Source organism: Seohaeicola nanhaiensis (assembly GCF_042654245.1).
Classification (GTDB): domain Bacteria; phylum Pseudomonadota; class Alphaproteobacteria; order Rhodobacterales; family Rhodobacteraceae; genus Seohaeicola_A; species Seohaeicola_A nanhaiensis.
On the sequence record NZ_JBHSGI010000024.1, the window covers coordinates 475,733 to 495,075 of the forward strand.

A 19,343-nucleotide genomic window follows, 5' to 3' on the forward strand; every position below is an offset into this window, starting at 1 on the left:
TCAGAGGGTGGCCGGGCGGCGCAGTCCCATGTTGAGCAGGGCTGCGGCCTGCAGCACGGCGATGGCGAGGAAGGGTGCCGTCTGGGCCTGGGCGGGCGGCCAGCCGCGGGCCTGGAGCGCCTCGATGACGGTGCCGAGGCCGCCTTGCAGCAGGACGCCGGAAAGCAGTGCGCCGAGGTTGAGCAGGGCGATGGCGCGGCCCGAGACAGCGGGCGGCAGCAGGCGGACGAGCAGGGCGTAGGACAGGATCGGGCCTGCGGTGAAGAGGCCGTAGAGCGCCCAGAGCGGGCCTTGCGCCGGGGCCGCGCCTAGGGCGAGGGCGAACTGGGCGGCGATGAAGGCGGCGGTCAGGACGAATGTCAGCCGGTAGAGGCGGCGGTCGTCGCGGGCGAGGCGGTCGGCGAGCAGGCCGAAGGCGAACTGGCCGAGGATGACGGCGAGGGCGAGGCCCATCAGGATGGCGGCGGCGCGCTCGGGCGGGAGGCCCAGCGCCTCGCGCAGCCAGACGCCGGCCCAGAGGCCCTGATAGGCGATCCACGCGCCCTGACAGAGCGCCGAGGCGGGCAGGATGGCGCGGACGGCGGGGTGGAGGAAGACGCGTGTCGTCGCCTGGGGGCCTGTGGTGCCGACCGTGGCGGGCACGGCGACGGCAATCCAGAGCGCGACACCGGCGGCGAGGGCGGCGAGGGCGAGGAACATGGCGCGCCAGCCGATCAGGCCCAGCAGCCATTCGGCGGGGGCGGTGGCGGCGAGCGCCCCGAGCCCGGCGACGGCGATGGTCAGCGCGTTGACCAGCGGCAGGCGCTCGCGCGGCCACCAGAGGGTGTTGGCCTTGTAGGCTCCGGTCCAGCAGGCCGAGAGGCCGAGGCCGATCAGGAAGCGGGCGAGGACGAGCATCGCGGGGCTTTGCGCCAGGGCGAAGAGCAAGGCGCCCAGAACGGCGAGGCCGAGCGTGGCGAGCAGGACGCGGCGCGGGCCGAAGCGGTCGAGCGCGGGGCCGACGACCAGCTGCGCCCCGGCCAGCGCGGCGAGGAAGGCGGCGGTCATCAGGCCGAGCGCCGAGGGCGTGAGGCCGAAGTCGGCGCGCAGGGCCGGGGCGAGGACGGCGTTGATGTTGCGGATCAGCTCGGAGAGCAGATAGGCGGCGGTGAAGGGCAGGGCGAGGCCGATCAGCCGTGCGAGGGGGAGCGTCTGTGTCATGGCAGCGGGGCCGGCGCGGGGTGACGGTCGACCGCCGTGTCCGGGGCGGAGACGAGCAGCAGGCGGAGGTCGTCGGTGCCGCGGTTGGCGACCAGATGCGGCAGGCCGGGCGAGATCTCGACCGCCTCGCCCGGGGTCGCGATCAGGGTGCGGCCGGGTAGGTCGATGCTGAGCACGCCGGCGAGGACGTAGAAGATCTGGCGCGACCGGATGTGAAAATGCGGGGCCTCGGCGGTGCCGGGGGGCAGCCGTTCCTCGCGCAGGGCGAGGTCGGGGTGGTCGGTCAGGCGCCAGCCGTCGCAAGCCTCGCCCCAGAGGTAGTGGTTGGCGTCATTGGCGCGGGTGGGGGAGTGGGTCATCGGGTGGTATCGCGGTCAGGGGGCCGAAGTGGCCCGGTTGCGATGCGACTGTCCCGCGCGGCGCGCGGCGCGGCAAATGAGGAAAGCTGCGGCACGGCTGAGAAATCCGCTGTGCGCGGTCGGCGGAATTTTTCTCAGCCTTTCCTGAGAGATGCGCGATTTGGCTTTGTGCGATGCGGCCGCATGGTTGACCCGGTGAAGGAGGGTCAGGGATGCGCGTGCGTTTGTGGAAATGGGGCGTGGGCCGGCGAGCGGGCTGCCGCCTGCCGCGCCGGTTTCGCGCCTTCTACCGCAGGAGCGATGCGGCCCTGCGCGCGCTGGATCTGGACCGCAATACCCTGCCGCTGGAACCCTTGCGGCTGGTGATCCGGCGCGGCGAGCTGTTCTAGGCGGGGGGCGCGTCGGGGGTGTCGTGCAGGCAGATCAGGGTCTGCATGCCGGCGGCGACATGCTTGCGCCTGTCGCCGGTCACGCCCCAGACGTCGAGCTGGCAGATCGTCAGGGTGCGGCCGGTCTTGATGACGCGGCCGGTCGCTTCGAGGAATTCGCCCTGTGCCGGGCTGATCAGGTTGATCTTGAATTCGACGGTGAGCACGGAGCTGCCTTCGGGGAACATCGTGAAACCGGCATAGCCGCCCGCGCTGTCGGCGATGGCCGAGGTGCCGCCGGCGTGGAAGAAGCCGTGCTGCTGGGTCAGCTCGGCCCGGTAGGGCAGGCGCAGGGTGACGAGGCCGGCGCGGACCTCGGCGATTTCGGCGCCCAGATAGGTCATCAGACCCTGCCGGGCGAAACTGTCGCGGGCGCGGGCTTCGATCTGGGGTGTAACGGGGTCGCCGATCTGCATCTGTCTTCTCCGGTTGGTTGCGCGCGCACTATGGGTCGAGTCGCGCGGGGATGCGACGTGAGAAAATCTCAGCCGGGATTGAGGAGGATCGGTGCAAGGGTCCGCTGTGACTGCGGCGCCGGGGTTTGCCGGGGAGTGGGGCGATGCGGCCGAGGGTATAAGCTGGACCGCGGCGATGGTGCCAGGGCCGGGAGGCTGAAAGCGCCCCGGCCCCTGCGCCGACGGCGGCACCGAGCAGCGGGTTGAAAGAAGAGCATGCCCACGAGGAGGCCCCAGAAGGCCCCGCCGGTGGCGCCGACGGTCCAGAGGTTGACCATCTGGTTGAGCTTGACGTTTCCGTCCTTGTCGGCGACGGCGACAACCGCGTCGGCCACTTCGACCAGTTATTCCCGGGCCATTTTCATCAGGTCGGCGCGGGCCTCTTCGGCCTTTTCGGGGGTGTCGTATCCGATGACGATCAGTTCTGACATGATGGTGTCCTTTATCCTGCGTGTTGGGGTGTCATTCGGTTGCGGTGTGGAAGGCGTCGAGGCTGTCGATCCACTGCCGCACCGAGCGTTCGAGATCGGTGACGTGGTGGCCCTGGGCCTCGGTGTCGGCGATCTCGCGGTTCAAGCGCGCCTGCAGGCGCTGGTAGCTCGTCTTGAGCTCCTGAGCGGTCAGCTGCGCGGCGCCATGGGGCGCGCGGTCCCGCAGTTTTGCTTCGGCGGCGGCAATCTTTTGCCCGAGCGCTTCGAGACGGTCGTGGAGGGAATGGCTGTCCATGGCTCTGTTCCTTTTGCCGATGGGGTCAGTTCATGTACCAGCCGTGGCTGACGACCAGCGACTGACCGGTGAGCGCGTTGGTGGGGAAGGCGGCGAAGACATGGGCCACCTCGGCCACGTCCTCGATGGTGGTGAATTCCTGGTCCACCGTTTCGCCCAGCATCACCTTGTTCACCACCTCCTCTTCCGAGATGCCGAGGTCGCGCGCCTGTTCGGGGATCTGCTTTTCCACCAGTGGCGTCTTGACGAAGCCCGGGCAGATCACGTTGGCGCGGATGCCATGCTTGGCCCCTTCCTTCGAGATCACGCGGGAGAGGCCCAGAAGCCCGTGTTTCGCAGTGACATAGGCGGATTTGAGCGGGCTCGCTTCCTTGGAGTGGACCGAGCCGATGAAGATGATCGAGCCGGACCCGGCCTTCTGCATGTGGGGCATCACGGCCTTGGAGGTCAGGAAGGCGCCGTCGAGGTGGATCGACAGCAGTTTCTTCCATTCGTCGTAGGGGAAATCCTCGATCGGGTGGACGATCTGGATGCCGGCATTGGAGACCAGCACGTCGATCCTGCCCCATGTCTCGATGACTTTGGCGATGCCGGCGTTGACCTGCTTTTCGTCGGTGACGTTCATTTCGACGGCCATGGCCTTGCCGGGGCCCTGGGCCGTCAGTTCGTCGGCGGTGTTCTGCGCGTCGTCGAGTTTCAGGTCGGCGATGACGACCCAGGCGCCGTCGGCGACATAGCGTTTGGCGATGCCGTGGCCGATGCCGCTGGCGGCGCCGGTGATGATGCAGACTTTGTCCTTGAGGTTCATGGTCTTGTCTCCTTCTTGAGAATGGGTTGAGGGGTCAGGCGAGGTAGTCGTGCACGACCTCGCCGAGACCGAGGGTCAGGTCGGTCAGCAGGTGCATGGCGGATACGACTTCGCGCACCGGGAACTCGGCCACGGGCGCGAGCGCATGGTAATGCAGCTCGAGCCCGGCCGGGCCTTCCCAGGCGCCTTTCAGGGTCACGTCGATCGTGTAGTAGCGGACCAGTTCGCAGATGCGCGGCGTGCAATCGACGTGGGGGATGACCTTCAGCATGAAGTTCGGCGCATCGAACTCCTTGAGCACCGAGGCGTGATCGAGCTCGCGGTGCTTGTAGCCCATCGTCCCGGTCGCGACCCGGACCGAGCCGACATCGAGCGTGCCGACCAGCGTGTCCTTCTCGACGCGCAGCGCGGGGTCGGCGAGTTTCTTGGGAAAGCCCCAGATCTCGCGTCCTCCGGCGATGGGGGCATCGTCGTTGAGGAACATCGAGTGGACGAAGCCGCCGGCCACACCGTCGAGCGTGACCGGGATCACCTGTCCGCTTTCGGTATAGTTGCCGAAACCGGTTGAGTCGGGCATCCGGATGAATTCGTATTTCACCAGCGGTTCGGGAATTTCCAGGGGCTCGGGCACGACGCGGCGCAGCGCCTCCATGTCGGTGCGATAAGTGATCGTCAGGAATTCGCGGTTCACGAACTTGTACGGACCCTTGGGGTAGGACGGGCTGGTGACCGGCATGGCGAAGGCGGTGGCGATGAGGTCGGATCTGTTCATGGCGAAGCTCCTTATTTTCCGTGTGCCGAAAGATCGAAGACCTGCAGGCCGTCGGCGCCGACTACGCGGGATTTCCATGTGGGGTGGGTGAGTGTGCGGGAGACGTCCTTGCGGCCTGCGGCCCAGTGGTCGGACATCGACTGGCGGGAGAATTCGTAATCCTTGCCGGTGCCTTCGAAGCCTTCCTTGCGGTGGATCAGGTGGACCAGCGTCACCGGGCAGGCGGGGCCGGCGGCGCGCAGGAGCGCGAGGTCTTCGTCATCCTTCAGCTTGGTGGGCAGTTTGGCGGCAAGCCGCTCGGCCGCGGCCTGGAGCGCGTGCAGTTCGCGGTAGCGGTCGGTGGTCAGCCGGGTCCGGCTGGAATAGCGGATGTCCTTCTCGCGCTGCTGCACCTCCAGCACGTCGGCCGGTATGCTGCCGCGCGCGTTGAAGAGGTCGATCTGAAGGATGCAGAGCGGCTGGTCGCCCTCGGGGTGTTCCATGATGTATTGCAGCGGCGTGTTCGACACGAGGCCTCCGTCCCAGTAGCAGCGTCCGTCGATCTCGACCGGGGGAAAGCCCGGGGGCAGGGCGCCGCTGGCCATGATGTGGCGCACGTCGATCCGCATGGTGCGCGAGTCGAAATAGACGAAGTTGCCGGTTTCGACATCGGTGGCCCCGACGCTGAGGCGCGGACCCTTGTCGTTGAGCAGGTCGAAATCGACCAGTTCGGTCAGTGTCTCGACCAGCGGGGAGGTGTCGTAGAAGCTGAGCACCTGATGCGCGCCGAAGGGCCAGAAGGCGCCGGGGAGGCGGGGCCGGAAGAAACCCGGGGCGCCGGCCATCATCACCCAGTCGGCGGCGAGTTCGGAAAAGGCCTTGCGTCCTGCCAGGCTGCCGAAGAGGGAAACCTGCGGGAGCGTGGCGGTGATCCTGTCCCAGAAGGCATTAAGCGCGGGGATGCGGTTCTCTTCGCTGTTACCGCAGATGAGGGCGGCGTTGATCGCGCCGATCGAGATGCCGGCCACCCAGTCGAAGGAGAAGCCGGCGGCCCTGAGTTCGCAATAGGCCCCGGCCTGGTAGGCCCCAAGGGCCCCGCCACCCTGCAGGACCAGTGCATTCAATTCGGTGAGGGCCATGGTCTGAGTTCCTTCAAGCAACGCTTCATGTCGTTGAGGAACATCTAGGACGGCAAGCCTGCGCGAGCTTTTCCGCAACCTTACAAAGAAGACAGGTTCGCCAAGCTGTTCTGCCAAATAGAAAACCCGCCACCTGGGGTGACGGGCCGGGGACGGGCGGTGCGGATGTCTGGTTTCCCAGGAGCCACTGCTGGCGCGGATAGCCCTTTGGCGGGGCGCCCCCGAACACCGCGTCATAGACCAGCTATTCAAAGGCGCTTACGTCCGACTCGCTTCGCTTGTCGGCCGGCACGTCGATGTTGAGACAGGTGCAGTAGGTCGTGATCACTGCGTTCCGGGCACCGGGAAAGTCGGAGCAGATATGTTCCGCGGCCTTGTAGAGCGATGTGTCGTCGAGTTTGGCGGTGCCCACCGTCTGGGCCAGTTTCGAGAGGTCGAAGGTCTTGGCATCGGCCTTGGCGAAAACCGGTGCAGGTTCGGGGCAGTCCAAGGCTTGCGTCGCCGCGAAGGCGGGCGATGCAAGGGAGAGCGCCGTCACGAGGGAGAGCAGGGGAGGTCTCATTGGTGTATCCTTTCAGAAGTTCCGGCGGGGCGGCCGATTGTGACCGCCGGGAAGCGACGGCCCGCGTCATTGCAATGCAGACAATCACGACCGCCGGTTTGCAGCGTGATTGTCGGACGTCTTACAAGGGCGACAGGTTTCCGGTGCGCTTCCGGGCGCGCGCGTTCGATGCAACATTTGGTTGCGCCCCAAGGAAGAACGGGGGCAAAAGGCCCGGAACTGAGGAAGAGCGGTCAGGTGACGATGCGAACAGAGACCGGACAACGAGGGGGATCGGCAATCCGCAGAGCCGCGCGTCTGTCCGTTGCGCCCATGATGGATTGGACCGACCGCCATTGCCGCTATCTGCACCGGCAGTTGAGCCGGGAGGCGTTGCTTTATACCGAGATGGTGACCTCGGCGGCGCTGGTGCGGGGTGGGGCGGTGCATCTTCTGGATCACAGCCCCGAGGAGCATCCGGTGGCGTTGCAGCTGGGCGGGTCGGATCCGGGGGAGCTGGCCGAGGCGGCGGCGATTGGCGAGGCGGCGGGGTATGGCGAGATCAACCTCAACGTCGGCTGCCCCTCGGACCGGGTGCAGGCGGGCTGTTTCGGCGCGGTACTGATGGAGCGGCCCGCGGTGGTGGCCGACTGCGTCACGGCGATGCGCGGGGCGGTGAAGGCGGAAGTGACGGTCAAGTGTCGCATTGGCGTGGACGATCAGGACCCGGAGGCGGTGCTGCCCGACTTTCTCGCGCGGCTGCGCGATGCGGGCTGCGGGCGGTTCACCATACATGCGCGCAAGGCGTGGTTGCAGGGGCTGAGCCCGAAGGAGAACCGGGACATCCCGCCGCTGGACTATCCGCTGGTGCTGCGGATGAAGGACCGGTTTCCCGACCTGCATCTGTCGGTGAACGGCGGGGTGACCTCGCTGGCGCAGGCGCGGGCGTTCCTGGAGGCGGGGCTGGACGGGGTGATGATCGGGCGCGCGGCCTATCACGATCCGGGCACGGTGCTGGGCGGGGTGGATCCGGAGATCTTCGGCACCGGCCGGGTGGTGGAGGCCGAGGCGGCGGCGCGGGCCATGCTGCCCTATATCGCGGCGCATCTGGAGGCGGGCGGCAAGCTGCATCAGGTGACGCGGCACATGCTGGGCCTGTTCACCGGCCGCCCCGGGGCGCGGAGCTGGCGGCGGATTCTCTCCGAGCGTGCATCGCGGCCCGGCGCCGGCGTCGCGCTGGTGGAAGAGGCGCTGGAGGCGGTGACGGCGGCGCCGGTGGGCTGAAAGCTCAGGCGATCCGGGCGCGGGGCAGCATGGCGGCGGTCAGCCCCAGCGCCGCGAGGCCGCAGACCGCGATCGCGCCCAGCATGGGCAGGGCGGTGCCGTCGAAGAAGGGGCCGGCGGCGAGGATCATGACCCCGCCGGCCAGCATCTGAAGCGTGCCGCCGAGCGAGGCAGCGAGGCCCGCGTTCTCGCCATGGTCGTCGAGTGCGAGCACCATCGCCGTGGGGATCACCACGCCGAGGCAGAGATTGGCGCAGAACAGCCCCGCGACGATGACCGGCAGCGTGGCTGCCCCGGCCAGCGCCAGCGCGAAGAGCACCAGCGTGCAGAGCGTGAACCCGGCAGTGCCGCGGCGCACCAGGCTGCGCATCCCCATCCTGTCGCCCAGATAGCCAGCGGCCTGCGAGGCCGAGAAGAAGCCGATGGCGTTGATCGCGAAGGCCAGCGAGAAGCCGGTCGGCGAGAGGCCGAACTGGCGGACATAGACGAAGGGGGCGGAGGCGAGGAAGACGAAGAAGCTGGCCATGCCGAAGCCGCCGACCAGCGTCAGCCCCATGAAGCCGGGATCGCCGAGCAACTGGCGGGCACCGCGCGCGAGCGCCCTGGCGTTGATCGGCAGGCGGCGGGTGGGGGGCAGCGTCTCGGGCTGGGCGAGGGCCGTGACGAGGAGCGAGAGCAGGCCGGCGGCGGTGAGCACGGCGAAGATGGTGCGCCAGCCGGCAAAGGCGATCACCGCGCTGCCGGCGAGCGGCGCGAGCATGGGCGAGACGGAGATCACCAGCATGATCATCGCCATCAGCCGGGTGGCCTGCGGGCCGGTGTAGAGGTCGCGCACGATGGCGCGGGGCACCACCATCAGCGCGGCACCGCCAAGGCCCTGGAGCGTGCGCCAGGCGATCAGCGACTCGATGCTGCCGGCCAGCGCCGCCCCGGCGGAGCCCGCGATGAAGATGGCAAGGCCGAGGAAGACCGGCGGGCGGCGGCCGAAGCGGTCGGCCAGCGGGCCGTAGACCAGCTGCGCCGCCCCGAAGGCGATGAAATAGGCGGTCAGCGTTGCCTGCACCGCGGTTTCCGAGGTGCCGAAGGCGGTGGCGATGCCGGGCATGGCCGGCAGATACATGTCGATGGCGAAGGGGCCGACCAGCGCGAGCAGGCCCAGCACCAGAGCAGTGCGCAGCATTCGATTCTCTTCTGTGGGCAGGGGCACGGAAACCGCGCGACCATAGAGGGCGGGTGCGGCGCTGCCAAGATGGCGAGCGCTCTTGTGGCGGGGGGGCTTTTTCGGTCTAAGTCGGCGCAAACGCCAAGGGAGTGCGCCGATGCCTGATCCGATACTGCTGGCCGAGATGCTGGTTCTGCTGATGGTGATCGGCGCGGTGGCCGGGGTGCTGGCCGGGCTGCTGGGGGTCGGGGGCGGCATCGTGCTGGTGCCGGCCTTTTTCTATGCCTTCCAGACGCTGGGCTATGACGGGCCGCAGCTGATGCAGATGTGTCTGGCGACCTCGCTGGCGACGATCATCGTGACCTCGCTGCGCTCGGTCGCGAGCCACAACCGCAAGGGGGCGGTCGACTGGGAGATCCTGCGCGGCTGGTGGCCGGGGATCGTGGCGGGCGCGGTGCTGGGGGTGCTGGTGGCCTCGTCGCTGCGCTCGGCCACCTTGCAGGGCATCTTCGGCGTGCTGGCGCTGGTGATCGGCGCCTATCTCGGCCTGGGCCGGCAGGAATGGCGGCTGGGCGAGGCGATGCCCAAGGGGATCCTGCGGGCGGTGCTGTCGCCGCTGGTCGGCTTCCTGTCGGTGCTGATGGGGATCGGCGGGGGCAGCTTCGGCGTGCCGCTGATGAGCCTGTTCAACACGCCGATCCACCGGGCGGTGGCGACCGCCGCCGGGTTCGGGGTGATCATCGCGGTGCCTTCGGTGATCGGGTTCCTGCTGCTGCCGATCGACCCGGCGTCACGGCCGCCGCTGACGGTGGGGGCGGTGAACCTGGTGGCCTTCCTGGTGGTGATCGCGATGACGCTGATCACGGCGCCCCTGGGGGTCAGGCTGGCCCATGCGATGGACCCGAAGCCTTTGAAGCGGGTCTTTGCGCTGTTCCTGACGCTGGTGGCGGTGAACATGTTGCGGAAGGCGTTCTGGGGGTAGGTTTTGGTGGGCAGATTGCCCACCCTACGGGGTGCGGGGTCATGGTGGGCAGATTGCCTACCTTACGGTGCCGGGATTGGTGGGCAGATTGCCCACCCTACGTGTCGGCGATCCTTGCGGCGCGGCCGCCGCGGCGGCGGGTGAGGCGGGGGGCGCGGGCGGGGAGGTCGGCCATGACGGTGCGGCGTTCCTCCGGCGTCATGCGGGACCAGCGGGCGATCTCGTCGGTGGTGCGGTAGCAGCCGACGCAGAGCCGTGCCTCGGGGTGGATCAGGCAGACCCGCACGCAGGGCGACTCGATCTCGTCACGTTTCCAGATTGGATCGGTCATCACGTCCTGCCCTGATGGATCGCACGACAGATATAGGCGCCGGCGCTCACGTCAACCTGTCCGGAAGCGACACCCTCCGGTCGCGGGGCGCCTGCCGTGGTCAGGCCGCGAAAATATTCCGAATATTGCATCAATGATGCTAGGATCCTTCAGCGCCATGATGGCCGGGCGCAATGCCCGGCCGCCGCGCGAGGGAGAGTGGAGTATGTCCGATACGACAAAAGGCAGCTGTTTCTGCGGATCGGTCGAGATTGAGGTCACGGGCCAGCCCGAGGCCATGGGCTATTGTCATTGCGACTCCTGCCGCTCGTGGTCGGCAGGCCCGGTGAACGCGTTTACCCTGTTCAAGAACGAAAACGTGCACGTGACAAAGGGGCAGGCGCAGCTTGGGCATTTCAAGAAGACCGAACGCAGCGACCGGCAATTCTGCACCCAGCGCGGCGGGCATGTAATGACCTATCACCCGCATTGGGGCCTGATGGACGTCTATGCCGCGACGATCCCAACCATCACCTTCGCGCCGGGCGTGCATGTCAATTATGCCGAGACCGTGCTGCCGATGAAGGACGGGCTGCCCAAGTTGAAGGATTTCCCGTCGGAGCTGGGCGGCAGCGGGGAGAGCGTTCCGGAGTAGCGGACAGGTCCTACTCAGGTTCCCCTTTCCCCAAGGGGAGAGGGGCGCGTCTTAGCGCCGGCGCGCGCCGGGTCAGGCGCGGAGGTGGTGCAGCCGGTCCAGCGCGCCCTGAAGGATATACCCGGCCGCCACGTGGTCGATCACCTCGGCGCGGCGTTTGCGGGAGGTGTCGGCCTCGAGCAGGGCGCGTTCGGCGGCCACGGTGCTGAGGCGTTCGTCCCAGAAGCCGATGGGCAGGTCGATCAGGCCCGAGAGGTTGCGGGCGAAGGCGCGGGTCTTCTGGCAGCGGGGGCCTTCGGAGCCGTCCATGTTGAGCGGCAGGCCGAGGACGATGCCGCCGATGGCGCGGCCCTGAACGATTTCGGAGAGGCGGGCGGCGTCCAGCGTGAACTTCTTGCGGCGGATCGTTTCGAGCGGGCTGGCGACGCGGGTCGCGAGGTCGGAGACGGCGACGCCGATTGTCTTTTCGCCGAAGTCGAGCCCGATCAGGGCGCGGCGGGGGGGCAGGGCGGCGGCGAAGTCCTCGAAGACGGTGTGGATCACTCGTTGACTCCCGCGGCGCGGGCGGCGTCCTCGATCCGGGCCAGCGCGGCGGGGTCGGCGGCAAAGGCAGTGCGCGCCTCGGCCGCGATGGCGCGGGCGCGGTCGGTCTGGCCGAGGACGCCGAGGGCGTTGATCAGTTTGGCCCAGTCCTCGGGCGGACCGCCGTCGCGGGCGAGGCGGTCGGCAAGGCCCTGGACCATGCCTTCGATCATCTGCTGCCGGTCGCCGGCGTCCATGCCGGCGGCGTTGCGGACGTCTTCGGCCGTGGGGCCGGGACCGGTTGGGACGGTCGGCAGCGGCGGCAGGGGCGAGAAGTCGATGCCGGCGCGGGCGGCGGCCTCGGCGATCTCGGCGCGGATCGGGGCGACCCAGGGCGCATCGGGGGTGCTGTCGGTCAGCAGCTGGCTCCAGATGCGCACGGCGACGTCGGGGCGGCCGGTCTGGGCCATCATCAGCCCGGTGTAATAGCGGGCGATGCCGTTGGAGCGGTCGCGGCCGAGGGCGGCGTCGAGCGCCTGTTCCGCCTCGGGCGAGACATAGCCGCCGGCGGCGAGGATCAGCATGTCGGCGAGCAGGGCGTAATCTTCGGCGGTGGCGGCGTCGCCCTTGAGCGCGATCACCTTCCGCTGGGCCTGATAGGCGGCGGTCATGCGGCCGGTGGCGGCCTCGTGCCGGGCGAGCAGGGCCTGACCGTCGAGATCGTCGGGGCGGGCGGCGACGGTGTCGCGCAGCTTTTGCACGAGGTCGAGATATTCCTTCCCGAGGTTCACCGGCGGCGCGGCGGGCGCCTGCGCCTCGGCGGCGGCCTGGTCGGGGCGGGTCTGGCGCAGGGTCTCGGCGGCGGCGATGCGGGCCTTGAGCGCGAGGTCGGGATAGCCCGGCACCCCGAGGCGGCTGTAGAGCGCGATGCTGCCGGTGACGATCGCCACCAGCAGGGCGACGGCAAGGAGCGGGGTGACCTTCGGGGCCGCCGCCGTCGTGGCGGCCTGGCTTTCGGCGTCGGCGGCGAGCACGCGGCGGCCGATCTCGGCGCGCACGCGGTCGGCATCCTCGGGGCCGATGACGCCGCGGGCGAGGTCGCGGTCGATCTCGGCCAGCTGGCCGCGGTAGACGGCGAGATCGAAGGCGGCGGGGCCTTCCACGGTGGAGCGCGTGCGCAGCATCACCAGCGCCGGCAGGCCGGCGGTGGCCAGGGCGATCAACAGGGCTATTATCCAGAAGGTCATGGCGCTCTCACGGTTTTGTCCAGATAACCGGCTGGGGGCGGCGACAAAAGGGCCAATGTTTCACGAGGCTGCGAGAGGGCCGGCAGTGAGGCGCGGCAAAAGCGCGCCATGTCGCAAATGTGGTTGGAAATGCCGCGGTGGGTATCCTCTTTTTGGCCATGTCGCGCAGAAGCAGGGGGCAGGTAAAATGATGCGATTCCACGCATGGGGGCCGAAGAGATGAAGCGCTATTCCGTATTCGCCGTTGCACGCGAGGCCCTGCGCCACCATGCCGGATGGGAACGCGCCTGGCGCAGCCCCGAGCCGCGGCGGCGCTATCAGGTGGTGATCGTGGGCGCGGGCGGGCACGGGCTGGCGACGGCCTACTACCTGGGCAAGAACTACGGGATCACCGATGTGGCGGTGATCGAGAAGGGGTGGCTGGGCGGCGGCAACACCGGACGCAACACCACGATCATCCGGTCGAACTATCTGCAGGACCCTTCCGCGGCGATCTACGAGAAGGCGCGGTCGCTGTATGAGACGCTGAGCCAGGATCTGAATTACAACGTCATGTTCTCGCCCCGGGGCGTGATGATGCTGGCGCAGACTCAGCACGAGGTGCGCGGTTACAAGCGGACGGCGCACGCCAATGCGCTGCAGGGGGTGAAGACCGAGTTCATCGGGCCCGAGCGGGTGAAGGAGCTGGTGCCGATCATCCATATCGACGGGCCGCGCTATCCGGTGCTGGGGGCGCTGTGGCAGGCGCGGGGCGGCACGGCGCGGCATGACGCGGTGGCCTGGGGCTATGCGCGGGCCTGTTCGGCAATGGGCATGGACATCATCCAGCAGTGCGAAGTGACGGCCGTCCGCAGCGAGAACGGGCAGGTGCGGGGTGTCGAGACCACGAAGGGCCCGATCGACTGCGGCAAGCTGGGGATCGTGGTGGCGGGGCATTCGAGCGTCCTGGCCGAAATGGCCGGGTTCCGCCTGCCGATTGAATCGCTGGCCCTGCAGGCGCTGGTGAGCGAGCCGATCAAGCCCTGCATGGATGTGGTCGTGATGGCCAATACCGTGCACGGCTACATGAGCCAGTCGGACAAGGGCGAAATGGTGATCGGCGGCGGCACGGACGGGTTCAACAATTATACCCAGCGCGGCAGCTTCCATCACATCGAGGAAACCGTGCGCGCGCTGATCGAGACCTTTCCGATGCTGAGCCGGCTCAAGATGCTGCGCCAGTGGGGCGGGATCGTCGACATGACGGGCGACCGTTCGCCCATCCTGTCGAAAACGCCGCTGGAGGGGTGTTTCGTCAACTGCGGCTGGGGCACCGGCGGGTTCAAGGCGATTCCGGGCTCCGGATGGGCGATGGCCGAGCTGATGGCGACGGGCGGGTCGCCCCTGGCCGGGCCGTTTTCGCTCGACCGGTTCCGCGAGGGGCGGTTCATCGACGAGAGCGTGGCGGCGGGGGTGGCGCACTGATGCAGGCGAGTGCCGCATATAAGTGCTTGACCTTTCGCGGGTTTGAGCCCCGGTTCCCGATTGTTCCGGCGCCGGTTGGCGGACATTTGCCGGTTTCGGGAACCGCCCGGAACTGGTCGGGGGGGCTGCTGGTTATGACTGCAATCGCAACTCGATTGGAGATAAAGTCATGGCAAACCAGGACCTGCACAACACCTATGTCGAACGTGATCGCGTCGTTACGCGTGAAGGCAACGGCGCAGGCGCATTCATCATCGGCGGCATCGTGGTCGCTCTGCTTGTTCTCGTGTGGCTGTTCAGCATGGGCGGCGACAGCGCTGTCACCACGGTTCCGGCCGATGGCACGACCAACAACGTCACCATCGAAAACACCGCTCCGGCGGATACGACGGCCCCGGTGGCTGTCACGCCCGATGCCGGCACCGGCAGCACCACCACCGCTCCGGCTCCGCAGGCCGCTCCGGCTGACACCGCCGAGCCGACCACCCCTGCCGCACCTGCCGGCAACTAAAGCACTCCGCTTCGCAGGAAGACGGCCGTCCCTTGCCGGGCGGCCGTCACGCGTATCCGGGACCATCCTTGCAAATCTTCTTCAAAATCGCGGGAACCCATTCGTGGGCGACCGCGTTTCGTCGCTGAGAAACGATGAATGGAGAAATATATGTCGGATCAGACGCATAGCACCCCGGCTGGTGGAAACACCGCACTTGCCTTCATCCTCGGAGGCGTGGTTGTTGCACTCCTGGCGGTTGGCTGGATCGTTTTCGGGGGAGGACTGCCGTCGGCCGAACAGCCGGACATCCGTATCGAGCTTCCCGGCGGCAAGGCCGTCGAGGGCACAGTCACCGGCAACTGACGCCGGACGTTCTTGGTATCTTTACGAGTTTGGGATGGGTAAGCCTCGGGCCCATCCCGTTTTCATTTGTAGAACAAAGAATTTGAACGGGCCGGTGGCGGGAGGTGTCCCGCATGGCCTATGACACGACGATTGCCGATACGATGCAGGCCGATCTGGGCATCCTCCCCGGGCTTTCCGAAAAGAAGATGTTCGGCGGCATCTGTTTCCTGCTTCATGGACATATGGTGTGCGCGGTGCACAGCCGTGGCGCGATGTATCGCGTCGGCAAGGACCGTCTGCCCGATGCGCTGGCGCTGGGCGCGCAGCCGATGTCGATGGGGATACGGGTTATGGGCGGCTGGGCCGATCTTGACCCCGACACCTTCCAGGACGGCGCCATTCGCGAGGCCCTGACCGGGCTGGCGCTGGCCCATGTCGCAACCCTGTCTGCCAAAGGATGAGACGATGCTGATCCTCCAATGCCCCTATTGCGGGGTCATGGCCGATGAAAGCGAGCTGAGTGCGGGGGGCGAGGCGCATCTCAAGCGCTTTGGCCCAGGGTCCGACGATGCCGAGTTCCAGGCCTACCTGTTCCAGCGCGAGAACCCCAAGGGGGTGCATTTTGAGCGCTGGCGACATTCCTACGGCTGCGGCAAGTGGTTCCACGCGGCGCGCAATACGGCGACGCTGGAGGTATACGGCACCTATTTCGCGCAGGTGACCGAGCCGCCGGCCGAGCTGCGCAAGAAGATCAGCGCCGCTGTGCCCGGCTGGCGCTGGCGGGACTTTGCATGATGACAATAAAACCGAACAGAATCGAGACCGAGACATGAGTGCGCGCCTGGCCTCTTTGGGCCGTCTGATCGACCGGACGGCACAGCTGGATTTCACCTTTGACGGCAAGCCGATGCAGGGGTTCGCGGGGGACACGCTGGCCTCGGCGCTGCTGGCCAACGACCAGGTGCTGGTCGGGCGGTCGTTCAAGTATCATCGTCCGCGCGGGATCGTGGCGAGCGGGGCGGAAGAGCCGAACGCGCTGGTCAACATGGGCGAGGGCGGCCGGTTCGAGCCGAACCAGCGGGCGACGACGACCGAGCTGTTCGGGGGGCTGAAGGCGCGGTCGCAGAACCACTGGCCGTCGCTGGAGTTCGACGTGGGGCAGGTGAACGCCTATCTGTCGCGCTTCCTGCCGGCGGGCTTCTACTACAAGATGTTCTTGCATCCGCGCAGCTTCTGGAAGCATGTCTACGAGCCGTTCATCCGCCAGTCTGCCGGGCTGGGGCAGGCGCCCAAGGCGCGGGATGCGGATACCTACGAGCATTTCCACGTGCATACCGATGTGGTCGTGGCCGGCGGCGGTATTGCCGGGCTGATCGCGGCCAAGGCGGCGGCGCAGACCGGAGCGAAGGTGCTGGTGCTGGAGCAGACCGCGCATTGGGGCGGGCGCGCGCCGGTCGATGGCGGGCGGATCGACGGCTGGCCGGTCGACCGATTTGTCGAGCGGCTGGTCAAGGAGCTGGAGGGCTTGGCGAACGTGACCCTGCGCACGCGCTGCATGGTCTCGGGGCTCTACGACCACGGGTATGTGCTGGGCTACGAGCGGGTTGCCGACCATACGCCGGGCGCCAAGGGACCGCGGCACCGGCTGTGGCGAATCCGCGCGAAGCAGGTGGTCGTGGCGACGGGCGCAATCGAGCGGCCGCTGGCCTTTGCGGGCAATGACGTGCCCGGGGTGATGCTGGCCTCGGCGGTGCGGGACTATGCGGTGAACTGGGGTGTCGCGGTGGGCGAGCGGCTGGTGGTCGCGACGAACAACGACGACGCCTATCGCACGGCGATCATCCTGAAGCAGGCGGGCGTCGATGTGCTGCGCATCCTGGATGCGCGCGAGAGCGGCGGCGGCGCGCTGATGGAAGAGGCGCGGCGGCTGGGGATCCGGATCGACTGCGGCCGGGGGGTCGGCAAGATCTCGGGCGGCAAGCGGGTCAAGGCGGTGCAGATCTGCCCGCAGGAGGGCGCGGGCGGCGTGCTGGAAGAGGTCGCCTGCGACGCGGTGGCAATGTCGGGCGGCTGGTCGCCGGTGGTTCACCTGTGGAGCCACTGCGGCGGCAAGCTGGTCTGGGATGCGGATCGGGCGATGTTCCGCCCCGACGCGGCCCGCGCGCCGACGGGCGCAGACGGCACCGCGATGGCTGTGGCGGCGGGATCGGCCAATGGCGAGATGGCGCTGGACGAGATTGCGGCGAGCGCCTTTGCAGCGGGACGCCAGGCAGCGCAGGCGGCGGGGTTCAAGCTGAAGAAGGCCAGCGCGGTGAGCGCGGTGCCGGTGCAGGAGAATGCGCTGCATCCGGTCTGGATGATGCCGGCGCGGGCGCGGGTGGGCCTGCGGGCCAAGGCCTGGCTGGATTTCCAGAACGACGTCAAGGTGTCGGACGTGCAGCTGGCCGCACGCGAGGGATACGAGAGCGTCGAGCACACCAAGCGCTATACCACGCTGGGGATGGCGACGGATCAGGGGAAATTGAGCAACATCAACGGCCTGGCGGTGCTTGCTGATGCATTGGGTGCGCCGATCCCGGTGGTGGGAACGACCACGTTCCGCCCGCCCTATACGCCGATCTCGATGGGTTCGATCGGCGGCGAGGCGCGGGGCGAGGTGTTCCAGCCGCTGCGGCGCACGCCGATGCATGGCTGGCACGAGAGCCATGGCGCGGATTGGGAGCCGGTGGGCCACTGGCGGCGGCCGTTTGCCTATGTCCGCAGCGGCGAGGATGTGCATCAGGCGGTGACGCGCGAGGTGAAGAACGTTCGACAAGCGGTTGGATTGCTTGATGCTTCCACGCTGGGCAAGCTGCTGGTCAAGGGGCCGGACGCGGGGCGGTTCCTGGACATGCTCTATACCAACATGATGAGCACGCTGAAGCCAGGCAAATGCCGCTATGGGCTGATGTGCAACGAGAACGGGTTCCTGATCGACGACGGTGTGGTGGCGCGGATCGATGAGGAGACGTTCCTCTGCCACACCACGACCGGCGGCGCGGACCGCATCCATGCGCATATGGAAGAGTGGCTGCAGACCGAGTGGTGGGACTGGAAGGTCTACACCGCCAACCTGACCGAGCAGTATGCCCAGATCGCCGTCGTGGGCCCCAAGGCGCGGGCCGTGCTGGAGAAGCTCGGGGGCATGGACGTCTCGAAAGAGGCCTTCCCCTTCATGGACTGGAAGGAAGGTGCGCTGGGGAATTTCCAGGCGCGGGTTTTCCGCATCTCCTTCTCGGGCGAACTGAGCTATGAGATCGCCGTGCCGGCCTCGCAGGGGCTGGCGTTCTGGGAGGCGCTGATGGCGGCGGGCGAGGAATTCGGGATCATGCCCTATGGCACCGAGACGCTGCACGTGCTGCGGGCCGAGAAGGGCTTCATCATGATCGGCGACGAAACGGACGGCACGGTGATCCCGCAGGATCTGGGGCTGGGCTGGGCGATCTCGAAGAAGAAGGACGACTATCTGGGCAAGCGCGCGCAGGAGCGCAGCCATATGGCCGATCCCGAGCGCTGGAAGCTGGTCGGGCTGGAGACGGTGGACGGATCGGTGCTGCCGGACGGGGCCTATGCGGTGGCCGAGGGTGTGAACGAGAACGGGCAGAAGAACACGCAGGGGCGCGTGACCTCGACCTATTATTCGCCGACGCTGGACCGGGGGATTGCCATGGGGCTTGTTCATCGCGGGCCGGACCGGATGGGTGAGGTGATTTCCTTCCCCGGCACCGACGGCAAGGTTTACGAGGCCCGGATCGTCGACCCTGTGGTCTATGACAAGGACGGGGAGAAGCAGAATGTCTGAGGCGGTGAGCGCGCTGGGCGGGCGGCGGTTCGACGGGATCGCGACGGTCGAGGACTGCGGCCTGTCGGGGATGATCACCCTGCGCGGCGACATGGGCCTTGCGGCGGTGCGCAAGGCGGTGACGGCAGGGTCGGGCTGTGCGGTGCCGGGCATCCGCAAGGCGACCTTCGGCGAGAGCGGGACGGCGCTGTGGATGTCACCGGACGAGATGATGGTGCTGTGCCCCTATGACGAGACGGACGCGCGGCTGGCGGCGATGACCAAGGCGCTGGGCAAGTCCCATGCGCTGGCGGTCAATGTGTCGGACGCGCGGGCGCTGCTGCGGGTGTCGGGGCCGAAGGCGCGCGAGGTGCTGGCCAAGCTGTCGCCGGTCGATCTGTCGCCCGAGGCCTTCGGACCGGGCGATCTGCGCCGGTCGCGGATCGCGCAGGTGGCGGCGGCGTACTGGATGGAGGATGCCGAGAGTTTCCGGGTGATCTGTTTCCGTTCGGTGGCCGAATACGTCTTTGGCGTTCTGAAGGTGGCGGCGGCGCAGGGGTCCGAAGTCGGCTATTTCTGAGCGCTGCAGAATTTTCCTGCCGTATTGCGATTGCCAGCCGGGAAATCGGCCGGTAACGTCCTGTCTGAATTG

Annotated in this window: 24 protein-coding genes; 12 read left to right on the plus strand and 12 right to left on the minus strand. The window is 67.8% G+C overall.

Features of this window, described 5'->3' with window-relative positions:
* Both ACFO5X_RS16765 and ACFO5X_RS16770 read right to left on the minus strand, forming a co-directional pair.
* Positions 1 to 1,200, minus strand: a complete 1,200-nt coding sequence (locus tag ACFO5X_RS16765; protein WP_380718987.1) for an MFS transporter — start codon at positions 1,198 to 1,200, stop codon at positions 1 to 3.
* On the minus strand, positions 1,197 to 1,559 hold the full coding sequence (locus tag ACFO5X_RS16770) for a cupin domain-containing protein (protein WP_380718989.1): 363 nt from the start codon (positions 1,557 to 1,559) through the stop codon (positions 1,197 to 1,199). Before ACFO5X_RS16770 ends, ACFO5X_RS16765 begins: the two co-directional genes overlap by 4 nt.
* 212 nt (positions 1,560 to 1,771) lie before the next feature.
* Here ACFO5X_RS16770 and ACFO5X_RS16775 point away from each other — a divergent pair, with 212 nt between their 5' ends.
* Entirely contained in the window at positions 1,772 to 1,948 is a 177-nt protein-coding gene (locus tag ACFO5X_RS16775) for a hypothetical protein (protein ID WP_380718992.1), read from the plus strand.
* Here the strand turns inward: ACFO5X_RS16775 and ACFO5X_RS16780 are convergent.
* A complete protein-coding gene (locus ACFO5X_RS16780; RefSeq protein WP_380718994.1) occupies positions 1,945 to 2,403 on the minus strand; it encodes a PaaI family thioesterase in 459 nt (152 codons plus the stop codon). The two genes, ACFO5X_RS16775 and ACFO5X_RS16780, sit on opposite strands and share 4 nt — an antisense overlap.
* A 242-nt stretch (positions 2,404 to 2,645) precedes the next feature.
* On the opposite strand from ACFO5X_RS16780, the gene ACFO5X_RS16785 reads away from it, so the two are divergent.
* Entirely contained in the window at positions 2,646 to 2,870 is a 225-nt protein-coding gene (locus tag ACFO5X_RS16785; RefSeq protein WP_380718996.1) for a hypothetical protein, read from the plus strand.
* Positions 2,871 to 2,904: 34 nt separating this feature from the next.
* On the opposite strand, the gene ACFO5X_RS16790 is transcribed toward ACFO5X_RS16785, so the two are convergent.
* The 5 genes from ACFO5X_RS16790 to ACFO5X_RS16810 form a co-directional block, all read right to left on the minus strand.
* Positions 2,905 to 3,168 carry a 3-ketoacyl-ACP reductase gene (locus ACFO5X_RS16790; protein ID WP_380718998.1) on the minus strand — a complete coding sequence of 88 codons (264 nt, stop codon included), beginning with the start codon at positions 3,166 to 3,168 and terminating at the stop codon, positions 2,905 to 2,907.
* 25 nt (positions 3,169 to 3,193) lie between these two features.
* Entirely contained in the window at positions 3,194 to 3,976 is a 783-nt protein-coding gene (locus ACFO5X_RS16795; RefSeq protein ID WP_380719000.1) for a 3-hydroxybutyrate dehydrogenase, read from the minus strand.
* 34 nt (positions 3,977 to 4,010) lie between these two features.
* Positions 4,011 to 4,748, minus strand: coding sequence for an acetoacetate decarboxylase (locus tag ACFO5X_RS16800; RefSeq protein WP_380719002.1), 738 nt, complete (start codon positions 4,746 to 4,748; stop codon positions 4,011 to 4,013).
* An 11-nt stretch (positions 4,749 to 4,759) separates the two neighbouring features.
* The gene (locus ACFO5X_RS16805) at positions 4,760 to 5,866 is read right to left on the minus strand and encodes a patatin-like phospholipase family protein (RefSeq protein ID WP_380719004.1); all 1,107 of its coding nucleotides are present in this window, start codon (positions 5,864 to 5,866) and stop codon (positions 4,760 to 4,762) included.
* A 244-nt stretch (positions 5,867 to 6,110) separates the two neighbouring features.
* On the minus strand, positions 6,111 to 6,428 hold the full coding sequence (locus ACFO5X_RS16810) for a hypothetical protein (protein WP_380719006.1): 318 nt from the start codon (positions 6,426 to 6,428) through the stop codon (positions 6,111 to 6,113).
* 243 nt (positions 6,429 to 6,671) lie between these two features.
* Between ACFO5X_RS16810 and dusA the strand changes: the two genes are divergently transcribed.
* Positions 6,672 to 7,691, plus strand: coding sequence for a tRNA dihydrouridine(20/20a) synthase DusA (gene dusA, locus ACFO5X_RS16815; protein WP_380719546.1), 1,020 nt, complete (start codon positions 6,672 to 6,674; stop codon positions 7,689 to 7,691).
* A 4-nt stretch (positions 7,692 to 7,695) separates the two neighbouring features.
* On the opposite strand, the gene ACFO5X_RS16820 is transcribed toward dusA, so the two are convergent.
* A complete protein-coding gene (locus ACFO5X_RS16820) occupies positions 7,696 to 8,871 on the minus strand; it encodes a multidrug effflux MFS transporter (RefSeq protein WP_380719008.1) in 1,176 nt (391 codons plus the stop codon).
* A gap of 139 nt (positions 8,872 to 9,010) precedes the next feature.
* Here ACFO5X_RS16820 and ACFO5X_RS16825 point away from each other — a divergent pair, with 139 nt between their 5' ends.
* Positions 9,011 to 9,835, plus strand: a complete 825-nt coding sequence (locus ACFO5X_RS16825; protein ID WP_380719010.1) for a sulfite exporter TauE/SafE family protein — start codon at positions 9,011 to 9,013, stop codon at positions 9,833 to 9,835.
* A 97-nt stretch (positions 9,836 to 9,932) separates the two neighbouring features.
* On the opposite strand, the gene ACFO5X_RS16830 is transcribed toward ACFO5X_RS16825, so the two are convergent.
* Positions 9,933 to 10,166 carry a DUF1289 domain-containing protein gene (locus tag ACFO5X_RS16830; RefSeq protein ID WP_380719012.1) on the minus strand — a complete coding sequence of 78 codons (234 nt, stop codon included), beginning with the start codon at positions 10,164 to 10,166 and terminating at the stop codon, positions 9,933 to 9,935.
* Between the two features lie 205 nt (positions 10,167 to 10,371).
* On the opposite strand from ACFO5X_RS16830, the gene ACFO5X_RS16835 reads away from it, so the two are divergent.
* A complete protein-coding gene (locus ACFO5X_RS16835) occupies positions 10,372 to 10,800 on the plus strand; it encodes a GFA family protein (protein WP_380719015.1) in 429 nt (142 codons plus the stop codon).
* Positions 10,801 to 10,872: 72 nt separating this feature from the next.
* Here the strand turns inward: ACFO5X_RS16835 and ruvX are convergent, their stop codons facing one another.
* The gene (ruvX, locus tag ACFO5X_RS16840) at positions 10,873 to 11,343 is read right to left on the minus strand and encodes a Holliday junction resolvase RuvX (RefSeq protein ID WP_380719017.1); all 471 of its coding nucleotides are present in this window, start codon (positions 11,341 to 11,343) and stop codon (positions 10,873 to 10,875) included.
* Complete coding sequence (gene ccmI / locus ACFO5X_RS16845) at positions 11,340 to 12,569, minus strand: c-type cytochrome biogenesis protein CcmI (RefSeq protein WP_380719019.1); 1,230 nt, start codon at positions 12,567 to 12,569, stop codon at positions 11,340 to 11,342. Before ccmI ends, ruvX begins: the two co-directional genes overlap by 4 nt.
* A gap of 219 nt (positions 12,570 to 12,788) precedes the next feature.
* Between ccmI and ACFO5X_RS16850 the strand changes: the two genes are divergently transcribed.
* From ACFO5X_RS16850 to ACFO5X_RS16880, 7 genes are all read left to right on the plus strand, one after another.
* On the plus strand, positions 12,789 to 14,033 hold the full coding sequence (locus tag ACFO5X_RS16850; RefSeq protein WP_380719021.1) for a sarcosine oxidase subunit beta family protein: 1,245 nt from the start codon (positions 12,789 to 12,791) through the stop codon (positions 14,031 to 14,033).
* Between the two features lie 169 nt (positions 14,034 to 14,202).
* Positions 14,203 to 14,544 carry a hypothetical protein gene (locus ACFO5X_RS16855; protein WP_380719023.1) on the plus strand — a complete coding sequence of 114 codons (342 nt, stop codon included), beginning with the start codon at positions 14,203 to 14,205 and terminating at the stop codon, positions 14,542 to 14,544.
* Positions 14,545 to 14,682: 138 nt separating this feature from the next.
* Complete coding sequence (locus tag ACFO5X_RS16860) at positions 14,683 to 14,889, plus strand: hypothetical protein (RefSeq protein ID WP_380719025.1); 207 nt, start codon at positions 14,683 to 14,685, stop codon at positions 14,887 to 14,889.
* Between the two features lie 113 nt (positions 14,890 to 15,002).
* On the plus strand, positions 15,003 to 15,332 hold the full coding sequence (locus ACFO5X_RS16865) for a TfoX/Sxy family protein (protein ID WP_380719027.1): 330 nt from the start codon (positions 15,003 to 15,005) through the stop codon (positions 15,330 to 15,332).
* Between the two features lie 4 nt (positions 15,333 to 15,336).
* Positions 15,337 to 15,666 (plus strand): sarcosine oxidase subunit delta, encoded by a 330-nt coding sequence (locus ACFO5X_RS16870; RefSeq protein WP_380719029.1) that lies wholly within the window; start codon positions 15,337 to 15,339, stop codon positions 15,664 to 15,666.
* A 34-nt stretch (positions 15,667 to 15,700) separates the two neighbouring features.
* A complete protein-coding gene (locus ACFO5X_RS16875; RefSeq protein WP_380719031.1) occupies positions 15,701 to 18,712 on the plus strand; it encodes a sarcosine oxidase subunit alpha family protein in 3,012 nt (1,003 codons plus the stop codon).
* Positions 18,705 to 19,271 (plus strand): sarcosine oxidase subunit gamma, encoded by a 567-nt coding sequence (locus ACFO5X_RS16880; RefSeq protein WP_380719033.1) that lies wholly within the window; start codon positions 18,705 to 18,707, stop codon positions 19,269 to 19,271. The genes ACFO5X_RS16875 and ACFO5X_RS16880 overlap by 8 nt, the downstream gene beginning before the upstream one ends.
* Positions 19,272 to 19,343 lie beyond the last annotated feature (72 nt).

Excerpts from the sequence above, each read along its gene's own strand:
- ACFO5X_RS16800 (WP_380719002.1), bottom strand. The coding sequence starts at position 4,748 with ATGAACAGATCCGACCTCATCGCCACCGCCTTCGCCATGCCGGTCACC.
- ACFO5X_RS16790 (WP_380718998.1), bottom strand. The coding sequence starts at position 3,168 with ATGGACAGCCATTCCCTCCACGACCGTCTCGAAGCGCTCGGGCAAAAG.
- ACFO5X_RS16820 (WP_380719008.1), bottom strand. The coding sequence starts at position 8,871 with ATGCTGCGCACTGCTCTGGTGCTGGGCCTGCTCGCGCTGGTCGGCCCC.
- ACFO5X_RS16765 (WP_380718987.1), bottom strand. The coding sequence starts at position 1,200 with ATGACACAGACGCTCCCCCTCGCACGGCTGATCGGCCTCGCCCTGCCC.
- ACFO5X_RS16875 (WP_380719031.1), top strand. The coding sequence starts at position 15,701 with ATGAGTGCGCGCCTGGCCTCTTTGGGCCGTCTGATCGACCGGACGGCA.
- ACFO5X_RS16835 (WP_380719015.1), top strand. The coding sequence starts at position 10,372 with ATGTCCGATACGACAAAAGGCAGCTGTTTCTGCGGATCGGTCGAGATT.
- ACFO5X_RS16870 (WP_380719029.1), top strand. The coding sequence starts at position 15,337 with ATGCTGATCCTCCAATGCCCCTATTGCGGGGTCATGGCCGATGAAAGC.
- ACFO5X_RS16770 (WP_380718989.1), bottom strand. The coding sequence starts at position 1,559 with ATGACCCACTCCCCCACCCGCGCCAATGACGCCAACCACTACCTCTGG.
- ACFO5X_RS16780 (WP_380718994.1), bottom strand. The coding sequence starts at position 2,403 with ATGCAGATCGGCGACCCCGTTACACCCCAGATCGAAGCCCGCGCCCGC.
- ACFO5X_RS16825 (WP_380719010.1), top strand. The coding sequence starts at position 9,011 with ATGCCTGATCCGATACTGCTGGCCGAGATGCTGGTTCTGCTGATGGTG.
- ACFO5X_RS16830 (WP_380719012.1), bottom strand. The coding sequence starts at position 10,166 with ATGACCGATCCAATCTGGAAACGTGACGAGATCGAGTCGCCCTGCGTG.
- ACFO5X_RS16860 (WP_380719025.1), top strand. The coding sequence starts at position 14,683 with ATGGAGAAATATATGTCGGATCAGACGCATAGCACCCCGGCTGGTGGA.
- ACFO5X_RS16865 (WP_380719027.1), top strand. The coding sequence starts at position 15,003 with ATGGCCTATGACACGACGATTGCCGATACGATGCAGGCCGATCTGGGC.
- ACFO5X_RS16880 (WP_380719033.1), top strand. The coding sequence starts at position 18,705 with ATGTCTGAGGCGGTGAGCGCGCTGGGCGGGCGGCGGTTCGACGGGATC.
- ACFO5X_RS16775 (WP_380718992.1), top strand. The coding sequence starts at position 1,772 with ATGCGCGTGCGTTTGTGGAAATGGGGCGTGGGCCGGCGAGCGGGCTGC.
- ACFO5X_RS16810 (WP_380719006.1), bottom strand. The coding sequence starts at position 6,428 with ATGAGACCTCCCCTGCTCTCCCTCGTGACGGCGCTCTCCCTTGCATCG.
- ACFO5X_RS16855 (WP_380719023.1), top strand. The coding sequence starts at position 14,203 with ATGGCAAACCAGGACCTGCACAACACCTATGTCGAACGTGATCGCGTC.
- dusA (WP_380719546.1), top strand. The coding sequence starts at position 6,672 with ATGCGAACAGAGACCGGACAACGAGGGGGATCGGCAATCCGCAGAGCC.
- ccmI (WP_380719019.1), bottom strand. The coding sequence starts at position 12,569 with ATGACCTTCTGGATAATAGCCCTGTTGATCGCCCTGGCCACCGCCGGC.
- ACFO5X_RS16805 (WP_380719004.1), bottom strand. The coding sequence starts at position 5,866 with ATGGCCCTCACCGAATTGAATGCACTGGTCCTGCAGGGTGGCGGGGCC.
- ACFO5X_RS16850 (WP_380719021.1), top strand. The coding sequence starts at position 12,789 with ATGAAGCGCTATTCCGTATTCGCCGTTGCACGCGAGGCCCTGCGCCAC.
- ACFO5X_RS16795 (WP_380719000.1), bottom strand. The coding sequence starts at position 3,976 with ATGAACCTCAAGGACAAAGTCTGCATCATCACCGGCGCCGCCAGCGGC.